Source organism: Lysobacter terrestris (genome assembly GCF_014489475.1).
Taxonomy (GTDB): domain Bacteria; phylum Pseudomonadota; class Gammaproteobacteria; order Xanthomonadales; family Xanthomonadaceae; genus Agrilutibacter; species Agrilutibacter terrestris.
The window spans coordinates 2,108,441-2,129,804 of the sequence record NZ_CP060820.1 but is presented as its reverse complement, the minus strand read 5'-3'; the positions used below and the strand labels follow the sequence as shown (position 1 = coordinate 2,129,804).

Genomic DNA, 21,364 nt, shown 5'->3' with positions numbered 1-21,364 from the left:
CGCGGCAGGACCTGGGCCCGTGGATCATGAGCCGGCTTGCGGTTTTTCCTACTTGGACTGGACCAGGCAGATGTCGAACAACGCCTCGCGCCGGGCTTCGTGCGCGGCCTTGGCCTTCAGCACGGCTTCGGCGTTCCCCGGATCGGCCAACGAGAGCATGGAAACGACGATCGGCACCGTGCGGGTGCGCACGGGAATGCGTCCCGCGTTGCCGGTCGCGGGCGCGTAGGTGATGGCCCGCACCGCGTCGAGGATCGCCCGTTCCTGCGCCTTGAGCGTTTCGTTCTTCGACCGGGCCACGTCGCGCGGCCGCATGCCGAACCATGACGTCCGCCTGACCTTCGCCTGCGAGTACGCGATGCGCGCATCGCGGGCGCGGCCGGAAGGGTCGATATCGAACTCGGCGACATAACAGCCTTCAAGCTCGTTCATCGCGGCCTGTGGGGGCAACGCGGGCTGCAATGGCTGCGCCGCGATCCAGTAGCCGCCGAGCGCGGCGGCATCGACGCGCGCGGGGACCGCTTCGGCGGCCGCGACCGTGGCAGCCGCCGCCGACAGGACCAGGCCAGCAATGTATCCATGCATGCGCATTCACTCCTATCGATTAGAGCTCGCCCAGCCCCTCGGCCTTGCCGCCCTCGCCCACCTGCAGCAGGCGCAGCGTATTGGTCGCGCCGTGCTGCTCCATGGTGTCGCCGCTGGTGAAGATCACGCGCTCGTCCGCGACCAGCTGCCCGGCGTCGAACAGGTGGCGCACGGCGGCCCGCGCGGCGTCACGCGATGCCATGCCGCGGCTGTCGAAGTCGATCGGGTACACGTCGCGCATCAGCGCCATGCGCCGGCGCGCGCCGCCGTGGCGCGAGAACGCGTAGATCGGCGCGTGCGAGCGGAAGCGCGAGAGGAAGCGCGCGGTACCACCCGATTCGGTCATCGCGATGATCGCGCCGACGCCGATGTGCTCGGTGAGGAACATCGCCGCCATCGCGATGGCCTGGTCGGCGCGCTCGAGGTTGCGCGGCGCCTTCTCGAAGTCGGTGTCGTGGTCGAACTGGCGTTCGGCACCGAGGCAGATGCGCGCCATCGCTTCCACCGCGCGCACCGGGTATTTGCCCGCCGCCGACTCCTGCGACAGCATCACCGCGTCGGTGCCGTCGATGACCGCGTTGGCGACGTCGAGCACTTCGGCGCGCGTCGGGATCGGACTGTCGACCATCGACTGCAGCATCTGCGTCGCGGTGATCACCACGCGCCCGCCTTCCAGCGATTCGCGGATGATCTTCTTCTGCAGGCCGGGCAGCTCGGCATCGCCGATCTCCACGCCCAGGTCGCCGCGCGCGACCATCACCACGTCGCTGGCCATGACGATCTCGCGCAGGTTCTCGATCGCCTCGGCGCGCTCGATCTTCGACACCAGCGCGGCATCGCTACCGGCAGCGCGGGCGATGCGGCGCGCTTCTTCCATGTCCTCGGCATTGCGGCAGAACGACACGGCGATGAAATCCGCGCCGAGCTCCGCGGCGACCTTGATCAGCTCGCGGTCCTTGTCGGTCAGCGCGCCCAGCGACAGGCCACCGCCCTGCTTGTTGAGGCCCTTGCGATCCGACAGCGCGCCGTCGTTGAGCACGGTGTTGACGATGCGCTCGCCCTCCACGCGCTCCACCCGCAACTGCATCATGCCGTCGTCGAGCAGCAGCACATCGCCGGGCACCACGTCGCCGGGCAGGCCGAGGTAGCTGACGCCGACTTCGTGCACGGTGCCGGCCGGTGCGCTGGTGCTGGCGACGAGGTCGAAGCGCTCGCCCGCCTTCAGCTGCACGCGGCCTTCGGCGAAGCGTTCGATGCGGATCTTGGGGCCGGGCAGGTCGACCAGGATGCCGACTTCGCGACCCACGCGCCGCGCGGCTTCGCGCACGGCGTTCGCGCGCGCGACCTGGCCGGACGGATCGCCGTGCGAGAAATTGAGGCGGACCACGTCGACGCCGGCGGTGAGGAGCGCGTCGAGCACGCCCGGCGGGTCGGTGGCCGGGCCGAGGGTGGCGAGGATCTTGGTGCGGCGGAGATTGGCGGCCATGCGGGTCGGTTTCCGGGAATCACCGCAACCTAGCACAGCCGAAGTTGCACCCGTCGGACACCGGTATTGAAAACGAACTCAGCACGGCCGCGTATGCCGCGGGGCGTTGGTCATGGGCGAATCCGACGCGCAAACCGCGCCGGGGCTTCGCTCAGGCCGCCAGCAACGCCGGCAATTCCGTCGGCCGCGCCGCAAGGGTGCGCGCCCCCGCGCGGCGCAGTTCGGCCTCGTCGCCGAAGCCCCACAGCACGCCGACATGGCGCATGCCGTGGTGGAGCGCGCCTTCGATGTCCATGCGGCGATCGCCGATCATCCAGCATTCGGCCGGCGCCACCTCCAGCCGCTGCAGCGCTTCGGCGATCAGTTCCGGCTTGTGGCTGCGGCTGCCGTCGACGGTCGCGCCGACGATGTCGACGAAGCGGTGCCCGAACGGCAGGTGCGCGGCGATCTTGCGCGCATGCGGTTCGTTCTTCGCCGTCACCACCGCGAGGCGATGGCCGGCGGCATGCAGCGCTTCGATCGTGTCGGCGATGCCGTCATAGACCTCGTGCTCGGCCCAGCCCTGTGCCTCGAAACGGTCGCGGTAATGCGCGACCGCCTGCTCCACCTTCGCGTCGTCGCGCAGCAACGGCGCGAAGCTGGTCCGCAGCGACGGGCCGATCCAGTGCCGCAGTTCGGCGTCCGGCGGCACCTCCAGGCCCATCTGCGTGAGCGCATGCGCCACGCAGCGGGTGATGCCAACCTCGGAATTGATCAGCGTGCCGTCCATGTCGAAGAACAACGTGGCCATGCGCTTCGTGCTCAGTTGCGCGACTTGAGCGCCGCCACGGCCGGCAGCTCCTTGCCTTCGAGGAATTCGAGGAACGCGCCGCCGCCGGTGGAGATGTATGACACGTCCTGCTCGATGCCGTACTTGTCGACCGCGGCCAGGGTGTCGCCACCGCCGGCGATCGAGAACGCCTTCGACGCTGCGATCGCGCGCGCCAGGGTCTCGGTGCCCTTGCCGAAGGCGTCGAATTCGAACACGCCGACCGGGCCGTTCCACACCACGGTGCCGGCGGCCTTGATCAGTTCGGCGTAGCGCGCGGCGGTCTGCGGGCCGATGTCGAGGATCATGTCGTCGGCGCCGACCGCGTCGACCGCCTTGACCGTCGCCGGGGCGTCCGCGGCGAACGCCGGCGCGACCACCACGTCGCTCGGGATCGGGATGTCGGCGCCGCGCGCCTTGGCGTCGGCCATGATCTGCTTGGCGGTGCCGAGCAGGTCCATCTCGACCAGCGACTTGCCGACGCCGTAACCCATCGCGGCGATGAAGGTATTGGCGATGCCGCCGCCGACGATGAGCTGGTCGACCTTGCCGACCAGCGAGGACAGCAGCTCGAGCTTGGTCGAGACCTTGGAGCCGGCCACGATCGCGAGCAACGGGCGCGCCGGGTTGTCGAGCGCCTTGGCCAGCGCGTCGAGTTCGGCCATCAGCAGCGGACCGCCGGCGGCCTGCTTGGCGAACTTGATCACGCCGTGGGTCGAGGCCTGCGCGCGGTGCGCGGTGCCGAAGGCGTCCATCACGAATACATCGCACAGCGCGGCGTACTGCTTCGACAGGTCTTCGCTGTCCTTGCCTTCGCCGACGTTCATGCGGCAGTTCTCAAGCAGCACCAGCTGGCCGGGCGCGACGTCGACGCCGTCGACCCAGTCCTTCACCAGCGGCACGTCGCGACCGAGCAGCTCGCCCAGGCGCGCGGCGACCGGCGCCAGCGAATCCTCCTGCGTCCACACGCCTTCCTTCGGCCGGCCCAGGTGCGACATCACCATCACCGCCGCGCCCTTTTCCAGCGCGAGCTTCAGCGTGGGAATCGACGCGGTGAGGCGCTGGTCGGAGGTGACCTTGCCGCCAGCGACCGGCACGTTGAGATCCTGGCGGATCAGCACGCGCTTGCCGGTGAGGTCGAGGTCGGTCATGCGGACGATGGACATGGGATTCCCGAAGCAGCAGCAAAAAAGGGCGCATATTGTCGCCCGCCCCGCCGGCCGCGGGAACCCACGGGCGCCCTCGCCGTCGATGCTGCGCCGGCCCGAGGGAACCGCGAACCCCGGCGATGCCGCGCCTGCGGCGGCTATCGGCAAACAACCGGGCTAGTTTTCGCAAAGCCCCCGAATCACCCCACGCCCTGGCCTCACTCCCCGGGCGTGCCGCCTTCCTGCGCTGCCTCCGGTTCCTTGCGCGACCCCTGGCTGCGCAACAACGCCAGCGCGAAGCCCGCCACCACCAGCGCGCCCAGGCCGAGCACCGCCCACAGCAGCCACGACTTCCAGTCGCGGACCTCGGCCAGCGCGCCTTCGCCGGCGAGGGCCTGCGGCGTGCCGAGGTAGGCCGGTGCCGGCTGCCAGTCCGCGCCGCGCTGACGGCGCATTTCCGCCACCAGTTGCGGCAGCGGCGAGTCGCCGCGGCGCGCGCGCGTGCTGCCGGCGGCCAGCGCGTACGGCGCGACGCCCTGTGCGAGGAACACCGCCACTTCCGGGCGATAGCCCAGGCGCAGCACGGGCGCGTCGGTCACCGGCGTGTTCGCGCGCAGGCGCCAGTAGCGATCACGCGTGAGCGTTGTGAGCTCGCGTGGCGGCGAGCGCGTTCCCGCGTTGCCCGGCCCGACCTGGAACGCCACCCACGGCCCCGCGCGGTAGCGCCAATCCGCATCGTCGCGATCGCGGCTTTCCAGCGTCCATTCGACCGCGCTGTTGCCCGGCAACGCCACGTCGACCTGCTGCACCGGGAAGCGTCCCGCGCTGTCGAACTCGAACACCGCCGCGGCGCCCTTCGCGTTGCCCGCCGGCCCCGTCAATTCGATCCACTTGGGCACCGCCGGCGCGCGCGCCGCAGCGAGTTCCGCGGCGACGCCGGTGATGGTGACCATCTGTTCGGCGCGATCGGGCGTCAGGCGCAGGTAGCGGGCCTGCTGGTACTGCGGCAGCAAGCCGTACAACTCGATGCGCCGATGCAGCAGGCGCCGCCCCTCGCGGGTGAGATCGACCATGCGTCCGCGCGTGGCCAGCACCTGCCAGTGCTCGAGATCGTCGCTGGCTTCGACGCGGTAGCCCAGGTCCAGCGACTCCAGCGGCTGCCATTGCAGTTCGAGCGCGGAGATCGCCTCGTGCACGCGGCTGACATCCACCAGCAGCGCATTGCGCGGCAGCACGGCCGCGGCATCGCGGGTGCGCACTTCGACCCGGCGCAGGCGGCCGTCGGCATCGGCCTGGCTGACCAACTCCCAACCCTGCGCCGTGGCACCGGGTTGCGTCGAAGGCAACGCGAACCACGGCAGGGCCACGCGCCGCGCAGGTTGCGCCAGCGGCGCTTCCGGCGCGAACACATCGGTGGGCACCGCGACGCCGTCGCGATTGATCACCACGGCATCCTTGGCCGCCGGATCGCGCAATTGCCGATAGACGCTTTCGTCCAGCGTCACCCGGTAGGCGCCGGCATCGTCGCGCCCCAGGGTCAGCGGCCACTGCTGCGCGTAGTCCTCGCGCGGTGCCGCGAACGCCGCCAGCGGCAGCAGCAGCGCCAGGCACACAACGGGCGCCATGCAGGTGTTGATGCGAGCACTCATGCGGCTTCCTCCACCGGATGGTCGGTCGATGCCGTGCGCGGCGGCGCGGGCGCGAAGTAACCCACCGCCGTGCACAACAGGCCGTAGGCCATGAACGAAGCGATGCCGAGCAGGTTGCCGAGATGGCTGCGATCGACGAACACGAGCTTGGCCAGCACCACCGCCATCAGCACCGCGCCGGCGAGCCACAGTCCGCGCTGGCCGCGACGCGAGCCGAGGATCCAGCCGAGCACGCCAAGCACGCTCCACACGATGGTGAGGCTGGTCTGCACCAGGCTGGTCGAGAACATGCCGCCGTCCCAGGGCACGCCGCCCCAGTGATGGGTCGCACGCAGCGTGATCGCCGTGACCAGCGCGAAGGCCGCGGCAGCGATGACGGGGATGCGTCGCTCGCGCAGGTCGTCCGGCGCCGCGCCCGATCCCAGCCACTTCAACGCCAGGCCGAGCACGCCGAGCTGCGCGAGGTCGAGCGGATTCAGCAGCGGAATCCACGGCAGCGGCTGGCTGTCGCCGCCCGCGAACAGCGCGAGCACGGCGGCCAGGGCCAGCACGGCGATGAGCGCGCCGTGCACCCACGCGCTCCAGCGGTGGAAACGTTCGCCGAACGGCAGCGCCGCGAGCGCCGCGCGCCACTGCAGCACCGCCGCCAGCGCCAGCCACGGCAGGGCGAACGCGGCCATGCGCCAGCCTTCGCCGAGCGCCGCGGTTGCGGCGAGGTGTTCCAGCAGCAAGCCGATCGCCAGCGGCCACCCCCACAGCCAGGCGAAGTGGCCGACCGCGCTCGTCGTGGTTCCGGCGCCGGCTTCATCACGCTCGACGCCGTCGCGCAGGCAGCCCAGGCTGCGCCAACCCGCGAGCGCGTACGCCAGCCACGCCGCGATGCCCAGGCCCGCGAACGGCTGCCCGTGCGCCGCGTCCTGCGCGAGCGCCAGTGGCAACGCCGAGGCCAGCGCGAGCGCCGTCGTCCATGCCAGTGCGCGCGCCGGCAGGCGGCGGTGGAATTCGCCGGCGATCCAGCCGCTGGCGATCGCGAACACCAGCAACACGTCGGGACGCGTGTCGTTCACGACGAAGCGCTCGATCTCGGTGACGCCGTTGCCCAGCCACCACGCCAGGCCCCACAGGTAGTACGGCAGGCCCAGCGGCGACGCGGCGTCGTTGCGACGGTAGCTCCACGCACTGAAGAAACCGGCCAGCGCGATCAGCAGCGCGCCCATGCAGCGCGCGTTCAACACCGCGTCCGTCGCCGGCAGCGTGCCGTCGACCCCGATCGCGAAGCTGCCGGCGGCGAGCAGTTGCAGCAACAGGCCCGACAGCTGCGGCAGGCGCCGGTCCTGGCGCAGGCCGAGCCAGATCAGCGCGGCGCCTTCCAGCGCGAACACGCTCGCGGTGGCCTGCGCCGACAACGCCAACGGCACCGCCAGCGTGGCGAAACCGACGGCGAGCAAGGCGTAGGACGTCGCCAGCGACGCGTAGTGCTCGCGCCGGCGCAGCAACGCGGCGAGCACGGCATACAGCGCACCCAGTCCCAGCGCGCAGTACGCCAGCGGCATCCGCGCCGCTTCCAGCCCCATGCCCTGCAGCAGGCCCGCCTGCAGCGAGAACGCGACCAGCGGCGTGCCGAACACCAGGCAGCCATCGACCAGGTCGCGGCGGCCTGCGGCGCGACGGCGTGCGTACAGGATGGGAATGAGCAGGTAGAAGGCGAAGAACAGCAGCAGGAACGGCTGCGTCGTGCCGAACTTGTCGGCCTGGTAGTTCCACAACCCCCACAGCGCGCCGATGCCGAAGGTGAAAGCGAAACCGAGCACGTTGAGCGCGCGCCACGGCCGCCACCAGGCGATCGCGAGGATCGCGGCATTCAACACCGCGTAGTAGCCGAACAAGGCCACGTGGTTGCCGCCGCCGGTGGATAGCCAGATCGGCGCGAGGAAGCCGGCCAGCACCGCCAGCAGCGCGAGCGCGAGCGCGTTCTGCACCACCGCGAGCACGCCCGCGCCGGCGACGATCACCACGCTCAGGCCCAATGCCGCGCCGGCGGGAATCAGGTGGTAGAGCTTGAACGCCGCGAACACGACCAGGAGCAGTACGCCGACCGCGCCGCCTTGCAGGCTCAGGGCGAAACCGCGGCGCTGTTCGCGCTGGCGCCAACCGAACACCAGCGCGGCCACGCCGGCGGCCGCGATGCCGGCCAGGCGCAGTTCGATCGGGAAGGTCATCCAGCCCTGGTCGCTGGCGTACTTCAGCAGCGCGGCAACGCCGGCGAACAGCACCAGCACGCCGACCTTCACCGGCACGTTGCCTTCGGTGAACCAGCGGCGGACCGCGCGCGCGGCGAGGGTGAGCGGATCGGGACGCGAAGGCCGCGCCGGGCGCGGCGGCGGCGCGGGCGTCGATGGCAGCGGCGGCGGTACGGCGCGCTCGGGCGGCAGGGCGGTGGCCGCGCGTTCCGGCGCCGGCGTTGCCGCGGCGGGCGGCACGGAAGCCGGTGCTTCGGAACGCGGTGCGGCCGGCGCTGCGGGCGCGGCGGCACGTTCGCGCATCAGGTCGCCCAGCGTCGGCTCGCGGATCTCCGCCGTCACCGCGCGCTCCGCACGCAGTTGCGTGACATCGCTTTCCAGCTGGCTCACGCGCCGCTTGAGCCCGCCAATCATCACCAGAGCAGCAATCAGCAGGACCGGCACCGCCAGCACGACCAGCACCGCGAGCATGATCAGACCTTCCATCCCTGTCCCCCGTTTGGCTGGGCGGAACGTTACACCATGGCCGCGATGGGGGCTTTCGGAGGGACCACTTGCAGCCTCATGTCCGTCATCCCGGCGCAAGCCGGGATCCAGTCTTTGTTGTTCGTGTATGAAGCACGGCAACAGCAAGAACTGGATCCCGCTTGCGCCGGGATGACGGGCAAAGGCAACAGCAACAACGGCAAGTTGCGACCGCCCGAAAATTGCTACCACCCGAAACAAAAAGCCCCGCACAAGGCGGGGCTTTTCGGGCTTCGGTACAACCGGCGCTTACTTGCCGGCGACGACCTTGACCATTTCGAGGCACTTGTTGGAGTAGCCCCATTCGTTGTCGTACCAGCTGACCAGCTTGACGAAGGTGCCGTCGAGCGCGATGCCGGCTTCGGCGTCGAAGATCGAGGTGCGCGCATCGCCGCGGAAATCGGTGGCGACGACCTTGTCCTCGGTGTAACCGAGGATGCCCTTCAGCGCGCCTTCCGACTGCGCCTTCATCTCGGCGCAGATCTCGGCGTAGGTGGCCGGGTTGTTGAGCTCGACGGTCAGGTCGACGACCGACACGTCCGAGGTCGGCACGCGGAACGACATGCCGGTGAGCTTCTTGTTGAGTTCCGGGATCACCACGCCGACGGCCTTGGCCGCGCCGGTCGAGGACGGAATGATGTTCTCGAGGATGCCGCGGCCACCGCGCCAGTCCTTGTTGGACGGGCCATCGACGGTCTTCTGCGTGGCGGTGGCGGCATGCACGGTGGTCATCAGGCCGCGCTTGATGCCCCACTTGTCGTTCAGCACCTTGGCCAGCGGCGCCAGGCAGTTGGTGGTGCACGAAGCGTTGGAGATGATCGCCTCGCCCTTGTAGGTCTTGTCGTTGACGCCGTAGACGAACATCGGCGTGTCGTCCTTCGACGGCGCCGACAGCACCACCTTCTTCGCGCCGGCATCGAGGTGCTTCTGCGCGGTGACCTTGTCGAGGAACAGGCCGGTGGATTCGATGACGACTTCGGCGCCGACTTCGTCCCACTTGAGGTTGGCCGGGTCGCGTTCCTGGGTCAGGCGGATCTTCTTGCCGTTGACGATCAGGGTGTTGCCCTCGACCTTGACGTCGCCCTTGAAGCGGCCGTGCACGGAGTCGTAGCTGAGCATGTAGGCCAGGTAGTCCGGCTCGAGCAGGTCGTTGATGGCGACGATCTCGATGTCGTTGCCGAAGTTCTGCACGGCGGAACGCAGGACGTTGCGTCCGATGCGGCCGAAGCCATTGATGCCAACCTTGATCGTCATTGCGAGGGGACTCCTGGGAGCGAAGCCAGCGGGGAGCGGGCGGGGTGTGAAGCCCGCCATTTTAGCAGGCCGCGCGCGCATCGCCGGCCCCGTGGGAGGGCCCGCACGCCCGGATCCGTAAGGAAACCGACCGCCTGCCCCGGTACAGTGGCGGCATGATCCGACTCCCCTTCCGCCGCGCCGGCCGGGCCGGCCACTCGTCCCGCCCGCGCCGGGCCGCCCTCCTCGCCGCCGGCCTGCTGGCCGCCCTGTTGATCGCCGGTCCGGTCATCGCCTGGAGCGCGCTCGGCCACAAGCTGGTCGGCGCGCTCGCCCAGCGCCACCTGGACCCGGCCGCCCGCGCCGAGGTCGCGCGCCTGCTGGCCGGCGAGCCTGATCCGACCCTCGCCGGCGTCGCCACCTGGGCGGACACGCTGCGCGACAGCGATCCCGACCGCTTCAAGCAGACCTCGCGCTGGCACTACGTCAACCTCTCCAGCGACAGCTGCCGCTACGCGCCCGAACGCGACTGCAAGGACGGCCAATGCGTGATCGGCGCGATCGCCGCGCAGCGCGCGATCCTCGCCGACCGCACGCAGCCCGACGCGGCACGCCGCGACGCGCTGAAGTTCCTCGTCCACTTCGTCGGCGACGTGCACCAGCCGCTGCATGCCAACGCGCGCAACGACCAGGGCGGCAACAAGTACCAGGTCAGCCTGCGCACCGACATCGAACCCGAGGCCTACGCGCGCGACCGCTACATCGGTGGCGTGATGGGCACCAACCTGCATTCGGTGTGGGACTACTACGTGCTCGCCGAGCGCGGCCTCGACCTGGCGCAGTACGCCGACCGCCTCGACCGCGAACCGTGGCCGCCGGTGATGGATGCCAGCGCCGCGACACCGGCGGCGTGGGCCAGCGAATCGTGCGCACTCACCGAACTGCGCCAGCTCTACCCGAAGCAGAACGGGCAGGAGACGCACAAGCTCGACCAGGGCTATTCGGAAAAGCACCGCGCGCTCGCTGAACAGCGCATCCGCATCGCCGCCTACCGGCTCGCGACGCTGCTGAACCAGACGCTGGGGCAGGCGCAGTGAACGCGCCCGGGACGCCGGTGCAGGTGCACCCGTTCCACCATGCCGACACCGGCACCTGGAGCTATGTCGTTGCCGATGCGGACAGCCGCCACGCGGCGATCGTCGATCCGGTCCTCGACTTCGACGCCAAGTCCGGGCGCATCAGCCACGCCGCGGCGCAGCAGCTGCTCGACTGCGTGCGCGACCACGGGCTGCAGGTGCGCTGGCTGCTGGAAACGCACGCGCACGCCGACCACATGACCGCGGCGCAATGGCTCGCCGCGCAGTTGCCCGATGCGATCGTCGCGATCGGCCAGGGCATCCGCGAAGTGCAGCGCACGTTCGCGCCGGTGTTCGAACTCAACCCCGAAGCCATGGCGGAGTGCTTCGACTGCCTGTTCAGCGATGACGACGCGTTCTCGCTCGGCGGCGTCCCGGCCCGCGTCATTCCGGTGCCGGGGCACACGCGCGACAGCGTCGCCTACCTGATCGGCGACGCGCTGTTCACCGGCGACTCGCTGTTCATGCCCGATGCCGGCACCGCGCGCTGCGATTTCCCCGGCGGCGATGCGGCGATGCTGTACCGCTCGATCCAGCATCTGTACGAACTGCCCGACACAACGCGCGTCTTCATTTGCCACGACTACGGTCCCGGTGGCCGCGCCGTCGCCTGCGAGACCACGATCGGCGCGCAGAAGCGCGGCAACATCCACGTGCGCGCGGGTGTCGGCGAAGCCGAATTCGTCGCCATGCGCGAGGCGCGCGACGCGACGCTGGCGGTGCCGGCGCTGATCATCCCGTCGCTGCAGGTGAACCTGCGCGCCGGTGCGTTGCCGGGCACGTCCGGCAACGGCATCCGCTACCTGCGCGTGCCACTCGACCAGTTCTGAACGGAGGCCGCCGATGCCGACCGAATTCACCCCGGTATCCGCGCTGCTCGGCGGCGCGTTGATCGGCCTGGCCGCCACGTTGCTGTACGCGCTGCTCGGCCGCATCGCCGGCATCAGCGGCATCGTCAATGCGGCCGTGGAGCAACGCGGCGAGCGCGGCTGGCGCGTCGCCTTCCTGCTCGGCCTGGTGATCGCCGCGACCGCGTGGCTCGCCTATACCGGTGCACCCCCGCGCACCGGCTTCGGCAGCGGCTGGCTCATCGCCGCCGGGCTGCTGGTCGGCTTCGGCACGCGCCTGGGCAACGGCTGCACCAGCGGGCACGGCATCTGCGGGCTGGCGCGCCTGTCGAAGCGCTCGCTGGTGGCGGTGCTGGTGTTCATGGGCGTGGCGTTCGCAACGACTTACGTGCTGCGCCACGTACTGGGAGGCATCGCATGAAGCGGATCGCCTTTGCGCTGCTCGCGGGCCTGCTGTTCGGCCTCGGCCTGGCCGTGTCGGGCATGACCGACCCGAACAAGGTGCTGAACTTCCTCGACCTCGCCGGCCGCTGGGATCCGTCGCTGGCCCTGGTGATGGGCGGCGCGCTGGCGGTCACCCTGCCCGGCTACGCCTGGCTGCGGCGTCGCGGCTGCAGCTACGACGGCGATGCGTTGCCGCCGGCGCCTTCGCCGCGACTGGATCCACGCCTGCTCGTCGGCAGTGCGTTGTTCGGGATCGGCTGGGGCATCGCCGGTTACTGCCCCGGGCCGGCGCTCGCCAACCTGCTCCACGCCGGCGAGGCGCTCGTGTTCGTGGCCGCCATGCTCGCGGGCTCGCAACTGGCGCGGGTGCTGGCGCGCTGAGCCGTACGCCGCGCGCGATACTGCAGCGATGACCGGCACGCTCCACACCGATTCGCTCGACGCCGCCGTCGACCTGCTGCTGGCCCGCATCGACGGCCCGCTGCACGTCGGTGCACCGCTGGGACTGGGCAAGCCGCACCGCCTGCTCAATGCGCTGTACGCGCGGGTCGAACGCGACGCATCGCGGCCCTTGCACCTGTACACCGCGCTCTCGCTCGATCCGCCGGGCGCGGGCAAGGGCCTGGAGGGCCGCTTCCTGCGGCCGTTCGTGGCGCGCCATTTCGGCGCCGACTTCCCGCGCCTGGCCTACGTGCAGGCGCTCAAGCGCGATGCCCTGCCCGCGCACATCGAAGTCGAGGAGTTCTACCTGCAGTCCGGCGCCCTGCTCCATTCGAAGCAGGCGCAGCGGCGCTACGCCAGCCTCAACTACACCCACGTCGCGCGCGCCCTCGCCGATCGCGGCGTCAACGCGATCGTGCAGAAGGTCGCGCGCGGCGCCGACGGGCGGCTCTCGCTGTCGTGCAACACCGACCTCACCTTCGACGCGCTCGATGCGATCCAGGCGCGCGGGCTCGCCCGCCCGCTGCTCATCGCCGAAGTCGACCCGGAGCTGCCCTGGCTCGACGGCAGTGCCGTGGTGGACGCGGCGTTCTTCGACGCGGTGGTGACGCCGCCGGGCCCGCACCCGCAATTGTTCGGATTGCCGCGGCAACCGGTGAACGACACCGACTACGCCATCGGCTTCCACGCCAGCACGCTTGTCGTCGACGGCGGCACGCTGCAGATCGGCATCGGCGCGCTGGCGGACGCGCTGTGCCACGCGCTGGTGCTGCGCCACACCGACAACGCCGCGTACCGGCGCGTGCTGCGCGCGCTGGGTTCGCCGCAGGCCGACGCGCCTGCCTTGGGCGTGTTCGCGCAGGGCCTGTACGGCTGCAGCGAGATGCTCAACGAGGGCTTCCGCCGCCTGGTCGAGACCGGCGTGATCCGGCGCAAGGTTGTCGACGACGCGGCGCTGATGCAGCGTATCAATGACGGCAGCGCGAGCGCCGACGACCTCGCCCGGCTCGAGCGCGACGGCGAATACCTGCACGGCGCGTTCTACCTCGGCTCGCCCGAGTTCTACCGCTGGCTGCGCGAACTGCCGCCGGAGCAACGCCGCGCGATCGGCATGAAGCGGGTGAGCGCGGTGAACGAGCTGTACGGCGGGCACGAGGCGCTGGAACGCCTGCAACGCCGCGACGCCCGCTTCTTCAACACCTGCATGATGGCGACGGTGCTGGGCGCGGCGGTGTCGGATGCGCTCGGCGATGGCCGGGTGGTGTCGGGCGTGGGCGGGCAGTACAACTTCGTCGCCATGGCGCATGCGCTGCCCGACGCGCGCTCGGTGCTGATGCTGCGCGCCACCCGCGAGAGCAACGGCCAGGTGCGTTCCAGCGTGGTGTGGAACTACGAGCACACCACCATCCCGCGCCACCTGCGCGACGTCTACATCACCGAATACGGCATCGCCGACGTGCGTGGCCGCACCGACGAGGACTGCATCGCGGCGATGCTGGCGATCGCCGATGCGCGCTTCCAGCCCGCGTTGCAAGAGAGCGCGATCCGCCACGGCAAGCTGCGCGCCGATTTCACCGTGCCGCCGGCCGCGCTCGCCAACCACCCGCAGCGGCTGCGCGAGGCGCTGGCGCCGTGCCGTCGCGACGGCACCCTGCCCGACTATCCGCTCGGCAGTGATTTCACCGCGGTCGAGCAGCGCCTGGTCCGCGCCCTGGCCTGGCTCAAGGCCCACACCGGCACGCGTGGCGGCAAGTTGCGCGTCGTGCTGCGTGCGATCTTTGGCGCTTCCCTCACCGACAGCGAGGCCACGCAACGCATGGACCTGGCCCGACCACGCGGCTTCGCCGCGTGGCTGGAGGCACGCCTGCTGGCGCTGGGCCTGCGCGAAACCGCCGATGCTAAAGCGCGGCGGCGACGCGACTGCCCTGGTTGATCGCGCGCTTGGCGTCGAGTTCGGCGGCGACGTCGGCGCCGCCGATCACGTGCACCGGCACGCCGGCGGCACGCAGTTCCTCGGCGAGCGGGCGGTACGGCTCCTGCCCCGCGCAGATCACCACGTGGTCGACCGCGAGCGTCTGCGCGGCGCCGTCGACGCGGATGTGGAAACCCTCGTCGTCGACGCCCACGTATTCGACGCCGCCGAGCATGCGCACCTGCTTGGCCTTGAGCGTGGCGCGATGGATCCAGCCGGTGGTCTTGCCCAGCTTCGCGCCGGGCTTGCCGGGGCTGCGCTGCAGCAGCCAGACCTCGCGCACGGGCGCGTCCGGCCGCGCTTCGCCCAGGCCGCCGCGGTTGCCGTCGTAGCCGAGGTCGACGCCCCATTCGCGGCGCCAGTGCGGCGCATCGAGCGCCGGCATCGCATCGTCGAACGGGCGCGCGGCATGCACCAGGAATTCGGCGACGTCGAAGCCGATGCCACCCGCGCCCACGATCGCGACCTTCGCCCCCGGCACCACGCGGCCGCTGAGCACGTCGAGGTAGCTCACGACCTTGGCATGGTCGGCGCCGGCGAAGTCGACCTTGCGCGGCGCGATGCCGCTGGCGAGCACGACCTCGTCGAACGCCGTGGCCAGCGTCGTGGTGTCGGCGCGCGTGTTGAGGCGCACGTCGACCCGGGTCAATTCGAGCTTGCGGCGGTAGTAGCGCAGCGTCTCGAAGAATTCTTCCTTGCCGGGAATGCGCTTGGCGAAGTTGAACTGCCCGCCGATCTCGCCCGCCGCGTCGAACAGCGTGACCTTGTGGCCGCGTTCGGCGGCGACGGTGGCCGCGGCCAATCCCGCCGGGCCCGCGCCGACCACCGCGACCTTCTTCGGCGTCGCGGCCGGGCGGTACACCAGTTCGGTCTCCGCGCACGCGCGCGGATTCACCAGGCAGCTCGCGGTCCTGTTCTGGAAGACGTGGTCGAGGCAGGCCTGGTTGCAGGCGATGCAGGTGTTGATCTCGTCGACGCGGCGCACGCGCGCCTTGTTCACCCACTGCGGATCGGCCAGCAGCGGCCGCGCCATCGACACCATGTCGGCCTCACCGGCGGCGAGGATGCGCTCGGCGACCGCGGGCATGTTGATGCGGTTGGTGGTCACCAGCGGCAGGCGCACGTGCGGCTTCAGCCGCGCGGTGATGCCGGTGAACGCGGCGCGCGGCACCGAGGTCGCGATGGTCGGGATGCGCGCCTCGTGCCAGCCGATGCCGGTGTTGATGATCGTGGCACCCGCGTGCTCGATCGCCTTGGCCTGCGCGACCACGTCGTCCCAGCTGCCGCCGTCGTCGACCAGGTCGAGCATCGACAGGCGGTAGATGATGATGAAGTCGGGCCCGCAGGCTTCGCGGATGCGGCGCACGATCTCCACCGCGAAGCGCATGCGCTTGTTCACGTCGCCGCCCCAGGCATCGTCGCGCTTGTTGGTGCGCGGCACGGTGAACTGGTTGAGCAAGTAGCCTTCCGAGCCCATCACCTCGACGCCGTCGTAGCCGCCGTCGCGCGCCAGTTTCGCCGTGCGCACGAACGCCCTGATCTGGCGTTCGACGCCACCCGCCGACAAGGCGCGCGGGGTGAACGGATTGATCGGCGCCTTCAGCTTCGATGGTGCGACCTGCAACGGCTGGTAGCCGTAGCGGCCGGCATGCAGGATCTGCAGGCAGATGCGCCCGCCGTGCGCATGCACCGCGCGCGTGACCTGGCGATGCTTGCCGACATCCCACGGCCAGCGCAGCGTGCCGCCGAACGGCTTGAGCCAGCCTTCGAGGTTGGGCGAGAAGCCGCCGGTGACCATCAGGCCGACACCGCCTTCCGCGCGATCGGCGAAATAGGCGGCCAGCTTCGGGAAATCGCGCGCCTTGTCCTCCAGCCCGGTGTGCATCGAGCCCATCAGCACGCGGTTGGGCAGCGTGCAGAAGCCGAGGTCGAGCGGGGCGAACAGGTGCGGGAAATCCGGGTGCGGCGGAGCGGCGGGCGGGATGGCCGTCATGCGTGCGTACGCGTGCGTATGGAGCGCGCAGGGTGCCGGGATTCAACGGCTACGGCAAGGGTCGCGACGGCAGGCACTCTGCGCACGCAGAGCGAAGGATGCCCACGCAACCTGTGTCTCGAGGTATCGGGCCCTGCCTCCCGCCCGATTCCGGAACCCTCGCGAGCAGTGCCGCCCTGCTCCGAAGGCATGCAGGAACCCTCGCGAGGCTTGCGCGAACCCTCGCACGAGCCGCGCGCATGGGTCGCGACCCTGCCGGAGATGCTGCGGACCCTGCCGCGAACCCTCGCGACCTGCGGCGCATCCCTCGCGAGGGATGCAGGAAGCCTCGCGAGGCCTGCCGCCATGTCTCGCGACCCTTCGCGGAACGAGCGGCAGGCATGCCGTGCCCACTCGTGAGCGCACGATCAGGCCGCCGTGCCGATGGCGCGGCCGCGGCCCGGGGACACGCCCCGCCCCTGGTCGGCTATCGACTCGGCAACGCACTACGCGCGCGTCACACCGCCAGTCCGGCGTCGCCTTCCACGACGGTCTGCTGCATCCGTGGCGGTTCGCCTGCTCGCCAGAGCGGCACCTCGTGGCGGACGCGGTAGCGCAGCGGCCCGCCGTCCGGCGTGGCGCTGCGTTCGATCGGTCGCGGGATGCAGACGAACTCGGTCACCATCGTGTCGGCATCGACGCGCACCGTGGCGTAGCCGTGGCCGCTGTTGTCGACGAAGGTCAGGTGCGGGGCCAGTTCGGGATTGCGCACCGCCAGCGCCTTCTGCAGATCCTTGCTGCTGGCGTATTCCAGCGCCGAGCGCACGCCGTGGCGGAACATCAGGTTGGCGGTGCACTGCGGGCGGCCGCTGGCGTCCTCGGCGATGTACAAGCCGCGGGTCGGGTTGTTGTCCTTCTTCTGGTTGTACTCGTTGGCTTCGGCCATGCCCGGGGAGATCAGCGAACCGCCGACGAAGCTGACGCCCACCGGTTCGAACGCCGCGGGCGGCAGCGCCTTGGCCGCGTAGCCCGCCCAGAAGCTGTGACGGTCGCCGGCGACGATGGCGAAACCGGTGATGCCGGCGTCGCGCACGGCGTCGAAGATCTCGGCGCGCTCGTGGTACATGCTGCCCCAGTCATAGACGGACGAGAGACCGTAGCCCTTGCCCTTCCATTGACCGAGTTCGGGCGGCAGGTGCTGCGGGTCGACGCGCGTGTCCAGCGTACCCAGTGAATTGCCCCAGACCTTCCAGGTGGCCGTCGCGCCGCGCAGGCGTTCGAGGAACCAGGCCTTCTGCTTCGCCCCCAGCATCGTCTGCGGCGCCGCCTTGGCCACGTAGTTGTCCACGCTCCTGTCGCCCATCACCAGCCTCGCCGGCGGATGGCCGCCCGCGTAGTCGCGACCGGCATCGAGCTGCGCCCACAGTTCCTCGGGGACGAAGCCGAGGGTGTCGCCTTCGAACAGCGGGTTGATCTCGTCGTGGTTGCCGGGATCGCGCGAGCGGAAGCTGCGGTTGTCGGTGATGAGCAGGTCGATGTGCCGGCCCCAGCGCAGGGCGCGATACGCGATCAGGCTGTTGATCGCGGCGAGGTTGTTGGGCTCGGTGCCCAGGCCGTCGTCGTCGAAGTCCTTGACCAGCACGTCGACCACCTGCGGCGCATCGAAGCTGTCGAGCTTCGAACCCGGCGGCAGCACGCGCGCCGGCTGGAATTCGAACCAGGCCTGGTTGGCCGCGACCTTGAGCGTCTGCGCGGGTACCCAGCCTTCGGTGCCGGCGAATTCCTGGATCGACTGCCAGCCGTTCCAGGAGAACTCGTGGTTGTCCCAGATGCACACGAAGGGCCAACGTGCGCGCGCATCCTGCAGGTCGGGGTCCTGCAGGTAGGCGTGGTAGAGGACGCGATAGTCGTCCAGCGAGTCCGGCACCCAGAACCGGTTCTTCGCCACCGTCTTGCCCTTCGGGAACCTGATCGGAAAGGTGATCTTGCGGTCGTAGCGATGGCCGTTCTTGACCTGGTCCGGGTATTGCACGACCTCGTAGACGAAGTCGCCCAGGTGCAGCACGAAGCCGATCCGTTCCGCGGGTGTCGCGCGCTCGTCTTCCCAGATCATGCGCCGGTAGCCATTGCCGTAGCCCTCGGGGATGCTCTGGCAGCTGACGAAGGCGAAGCGCGACGGTCGCGCATCGTCTGGCGCGGGCGCGGTGAGCGTGCGGCCGATGCGGCTGCCGTTGCCCTCCTCGTCGACGAAGCGGTACCAGTATTCGCCCGCCGGTGGCAGGTCGCCGACCAGCACGCGGCAGGTCCAGTCGGCCTGGGCCAGCACCGGCGCCGCAGCGGTCGCGATCACGCGCGTGAAGGCCGGATCTTCCGCCACCTCGACCAGCAGCGTCGCGCGCTCGCGGCCATCGGCATAGGGGCGCCGCGTCCACAGCAGGACGCTGTTGTCATCGGGATCGCCCGAGGCGACGCCTTGCGGAAACAGGTCGCGACGCTCGCGCCAGCCGCTGGAGGAAGGACGCACTGTCGCGCAGCCCCAGGCCAGGGTCGCGCCCAGCGCGGTGGCGAGCTGCAGGAACTTGCGGCGGCTGAGTGTCGTCATGTCGGCCCACCGTTGCGGTTGTCGATGCGCCGCAACGCTAGACCTCGACCATGCGCCGGTGAGCGTGCCGGAAGTACCACGGTGGAGGCACGGCCGATCGCCGCCATGAACGACAAGGGCGCCCTGCGGCGCCCTTGTCGTTTTCAGCATGTGTCAGCGGATCGGTTCAGCCCAGCGAGCGCGCCGTCGCGACCACGTTGTCCACGGTGAAGCCGAAGTGCGGCAGCAGCTGTTCGATCGGCGCGCTGGCGCCGTAGCTGTCGATGCCGACCACGGCGCCGTCGAGGCCGACGTAGCTGCGCCAGAAACCGGTGACGCCCGCTTCGATCGCCACGCGCTTGCGGCAGGCCTTGGGCAGCACCGACTCGCGGTACTGCGCGTCCTGGCGGTCGAACACGTCGGTCGACGGCATCGACACCACGCGCACCTTGTCGCCGAGCTGTTCGGCGGCCTGCATGGCGAGGCCGACTTCGGAACCGGTGGCGATCAGGATGAGCTCCGGCGCGCCAACCGAATCCTTCAGCACGTAGCCGCCGCGCTCGATGTCTTTGATCTGCTGTGCGTTGCGCGGCTGATGCGGCAGGTTCTGGCGCGAGAAGATCAGGCAGCTCGGGCCGTTGTAGCGTTCGATCGCCTTCTTCCAGCACACCGCCGATTCGACCGCATCGCACGGACGCCACACGTCGTTGCCGGGGATGTAGCGCAGCGACGCGAGGTGTTCGATCGGCTGGTGGGTCGGGCCGTCTTCGCCCAGGCCGATCGAGTCGTGCGTGTACACGTGGATCGCGTGCGCGCCCATCAGCGCGCTCATGCGCACGGCGTTGCGCGCGTAGTCGCTGAACACGAGGAAGGTCGCGTCGTACGGGATGAAGCACTCGTGCAGGCCGAGGCCGTTGCTGATCGCGGTCATCGCGAATTCGCGCACGCCGTAATAGATGTAGTTGGCGTTCGGATCGTCCGTCGCCACCGACTTGCTGCCCTTCCACAGGGTCAGGTTGGAGTGCGCGAGGTCGGCCGAACCGCCGATCAGTTCCGGCAGCAGCGGCGCGTAGGCTTCGATCGCCATCTGCGAGGCCTTGCGCGAAGCGACGACCGGGCCGTCGGCCTGCAGCTTGGCGATGTAGGCGTCGGCGGCGGCAACGAAGCCTTGCGGCAGTTCGTTGCGGTTGCGGCGCATGAGTTCCGCCGCCAGTTCCGGATGCTTGGCCGAGTACTTGTCGAACAGGGTGTTCCACTCGGCCTCGCGCACCGCGCCCTTGGGGCTGCGCCAGGCGTTGTAGATCTCCGCGGGGATTTCGAACGCCGCATGCGGCCAGTCCAGCGCGGCGCGCGTGGCGACGATCTCGTCCTTGCCCAGCGGTGCGCCGTGGCTGGATTCCTTGCCCGCCTTGCCCGGCGAACCGAAACCGATCGTGGTGCGGCAGCAGACCAGGGTCGGCTTGTCCGACTTCAGTGCGGTGTCGATCGCCGCCTTGATCTCGTCGGCATCGTGGCCGTTGACGCCACGCACCACGTTCCAGCCGTAGGCCTCGAAGCGCGCCGGGGTGTTGTCGGTGAACCAGCCGTCGGTGTTGCCGTCGATCGAGATCTTGTTGTCGTCCCAGAACGCGACCAGCTTGTTCAGGCCCCAGGTGCCGGCCAGCGACGCGGCCTCGTGCGAGATGCCTTCCATCAGGCAGCCGTCGCCCATGAACACCCAGGTGTGGTGGTCGACGACGTCGAATTCGGGGCGGTTGAAGCGCTGCGCCAGCAGCTTCTCGGCGAGTGCCATGCCCACGGCATTGGCGAAGCCCTGGCCGAGCGGGCCGGTGGTGGTCTCCACGCCCGGGGTCATGAAGTTCTCCGGGTGGCCCGGGGTCTTCGACTCGAGCTGGCGGAACTTCTTCAGGTCCTCGATCGACAGGTCGTAGCCGGCCAGGTGCAGCAGCGCGTACTGCAGCATCGAGCCGTGGCCGTTGCTGAGGATGAAGCGGTCGCGGTTGAACCAGGTCGGGTTCTTCGCGCTGTGGCGCAGGTAGTCGTTCCACAGCACTTCGGCGATGTCGGCCATGCCCATGGGCATGCCGGGGTGGCCGGAGTTGGCGGCCTGGACCGCGTCGATGGCGAGGAAGCGGATGGCGTTGGCGAGATCGCGGCGGGCAGGCGTCGTCATGGGGCGTGCGGGGAGCGGAGGAAGAGGAGGCGCGGCGGGGGCGAGGCCATGCCCGCCGGCAGGCCGCCATTGTCCCACGAAGCCGCGGCGGCCGGGCCGCGGGATCGGGCGGTTGGCGGATCC

At 70.1% G+C, this 21,364-nt stretch carries 15 protein-coding genes; 5 read left to right on the top strand and 10 right to left on the bottom strand.

Annotated features, from left to right (window positions below):
- Positions 1-48: 48 nt before the first annotated feature.
- The 7 genes from H8B22_RS09755 to gap all read right to left on the bottom strand — a co-directional run bounded on the left by H8B22_RS09755 (position 49) and on the right by gap (position 9,695).
- Positions 49-585, bottom strand: coding sequence for an energy transducer TonB (locus H8B22_RS09755; protein ID WP_187711239.1), 537 nt, complete (start codon positions 583-585; stop codon positions 49-51).
- A 19-nt stretch (positions 586-604) separates the two neighbouring features.
- Positions 605-2,071, bottom strand: a complete 1,467-nt coding sequence (gene pyk / locus H8B22_RS09750) for a pyruvate kinase (RefSeq protein ID WP_187711238.1) — start codon at positions 2,069-2,071, stop codon at positions 605-607.
- 151 nt (positions 2,072-2,222) lie between these two features.
- Positions 2,223-2,861 (bottom strand): HAD hydrolase-like protein, encoded by a 639-nt coding sequence (locus H8B22_RS09745; protein WP_187711237.1) that lies wholly within the window; start codon positions 2,859-2,861, stop codon positions 2,223-2,225.
- 11 nt (positions 2,862-2,872) lie between these two features.
- Positions 2,873-4,045, bottom strand: a complete 1,173-nt coding sequence (locus tag H8B22_RS09740; protein ID WP_187711236.1) for a phosphoglycerate kinase — start codon at positions 4,043-4,045, stop codon at positions 2,873-2,875.
- A gap of 200 nt (positions 4,046-4,245) precedes the next feature.
- Positions 4,246-5,676, bottom strand: coding sequence for a DUF3999 domain-containing protein (locus H8B22_RS09735; RefSeq protein ID WP_225876181.1), 1,431 nt, complete (start codon positions 5,674-5,676; stop codon positions 4,246-4,248).
- Positions 5,673-8,402, bottom strand: coding sequence for a DUF2339 domain-containing protein (locus H8B22_RS09730; RefSeq protein ID WP_187711235.1), 2,730 nt, complete (start codon positions 8,400-8,402; stop codon positions 5,673-5,675). Before H8B22_RS09730 ends, H8B22_RS09735 begins: the two co-directional genes overlap by 4 nt.
- 288 nt (positions 8,403-8,690) lie before the next feature.
- Positions 8,691-9,695, bottom strand: coding sequence for a type I glyceraldehyde-3-phosphate dehydrogenase (gene gap / locus H8B22_RS09725; protein WP_187711234.1), 1,005 nt, complete (start codon positions 9,693-9,695; stop codon positions 8,691-8,693).
- 155 nt (positions 9,696-9,850) lie between these two features.
- Here gap and H8B22_RS09720 point away from each other — a divergent pair, with 155 nt between their 5' ends.
- Genes H8B22_RS09720 through H8B22_RS09700 form a run of 5 tightly spaced genes read left to right on the top strand, consistent with a single transcriptional unit; the run spans position 9,851 to position 14,476 of the window.
- A complete protein-coding gene (locus H8B22_RS09720) occupies positions 9,851-10,771 on the top strand; it encodes a S1/P1 nuclease (protein WP_187711233.1) in 921 nt (306 codons plus the stop codon).
- On the top strand, positions 10,768-11,640 hold the full coding sequence (locus tag H8B22_RS09715; RefSeq protein ID WP_187711232.1) for an MBL fold metallo-hydrolase: 873 nt from the start codon (positions 10,768-10,770) through the stop codon (positions 11,638-11,640). Before H8B22_RS09720 ends, H8B22_RS09715 begins: the two co-directional genes overlap by 4 nt.
- Before the next feature lie 13 nt (positions 11,641-11,653).
- Positions 11,654-12,079, top strand: coding sequence for a YeeE/YedE family protein (locus H8B22_RS09710; protein WP_187711231.1), 426 nt, complete (start codon positions 11,654-11,656; stop codon positions 12,077-12,079).
- Entirely contained in the window at positions 12,076-12,483 is a 408-nt protein-coding gene (locus H8B22_RS09705; RefSeq protein WP_187711230.1) for a DUF6691 family protein, read from the top strand. The genes H8B22_RS09710 and H8B22_RS09705 overlap by 4 nt, the downstream gene beginning before the upstream one ends.
- Before the next feature lie 28 nt (positions 12,484-12,511).
- On the top strand, positions 12,512-14,476 hold the full coding sequence (locus H8B22_RS09700; RefSeq protein WP_187711229.1) for an acetyl-CoA hydrolase/transferase C-terminal domain-containing protein: 1,965 nt from the start codon (positions 12,512-12,514) through the stop codon (positions 14,474-14,476).
- Here H8B22_RS09700 and H8B22_RS09695 read toward each other — a convergent pair.
- From H8B22_RS09695 to tkt, 3 genes are all read right to left on the bottom strand, one after another.
- Positions 14,442-16,508, bottom strand: a complete 2,067-nt coding sequence (locus H8B22_RS09695) for an NADPH-dependent 2,4-dienoyl-CoA reductase (protein WP_187711228.1) — start codon at positions 16,506-16,508, stop codon at positions 14,442-14,444. The two genes, H8B22_RS09700 and H8B22_RS09695, sit on opposite strands and share 35 nt — an antisense overlap.
- 496 nt (positions 16,509-17,004) lie before the next feature.
- The gene (locus H8B22_RS09690) at positions 17,005-19,089 is read right to left on the bottom strand and encodes an alkaline phosphatase D family protein (protein ID WP_187711227.1); all 2,085 of its coding nucleotides are present in this window, start codon (positions 19,087-19,089) and stop codon (positions 17,005-17,007) included.
- Positions 19,090-19,255: 166 nt separating this feature from the next.
- Complete coding sequence (gene tkt / locus H8B22_RS09685) at positions 19,256-21,241, bottom strand: transketolase (protein WP_187711226.1); 1,986 nt, start codon at positions 21,239-21,241, stop codon at positions 19,256-19,258.
- Positions 21,242-21,364: the final 123 nt, after the last annotated feature.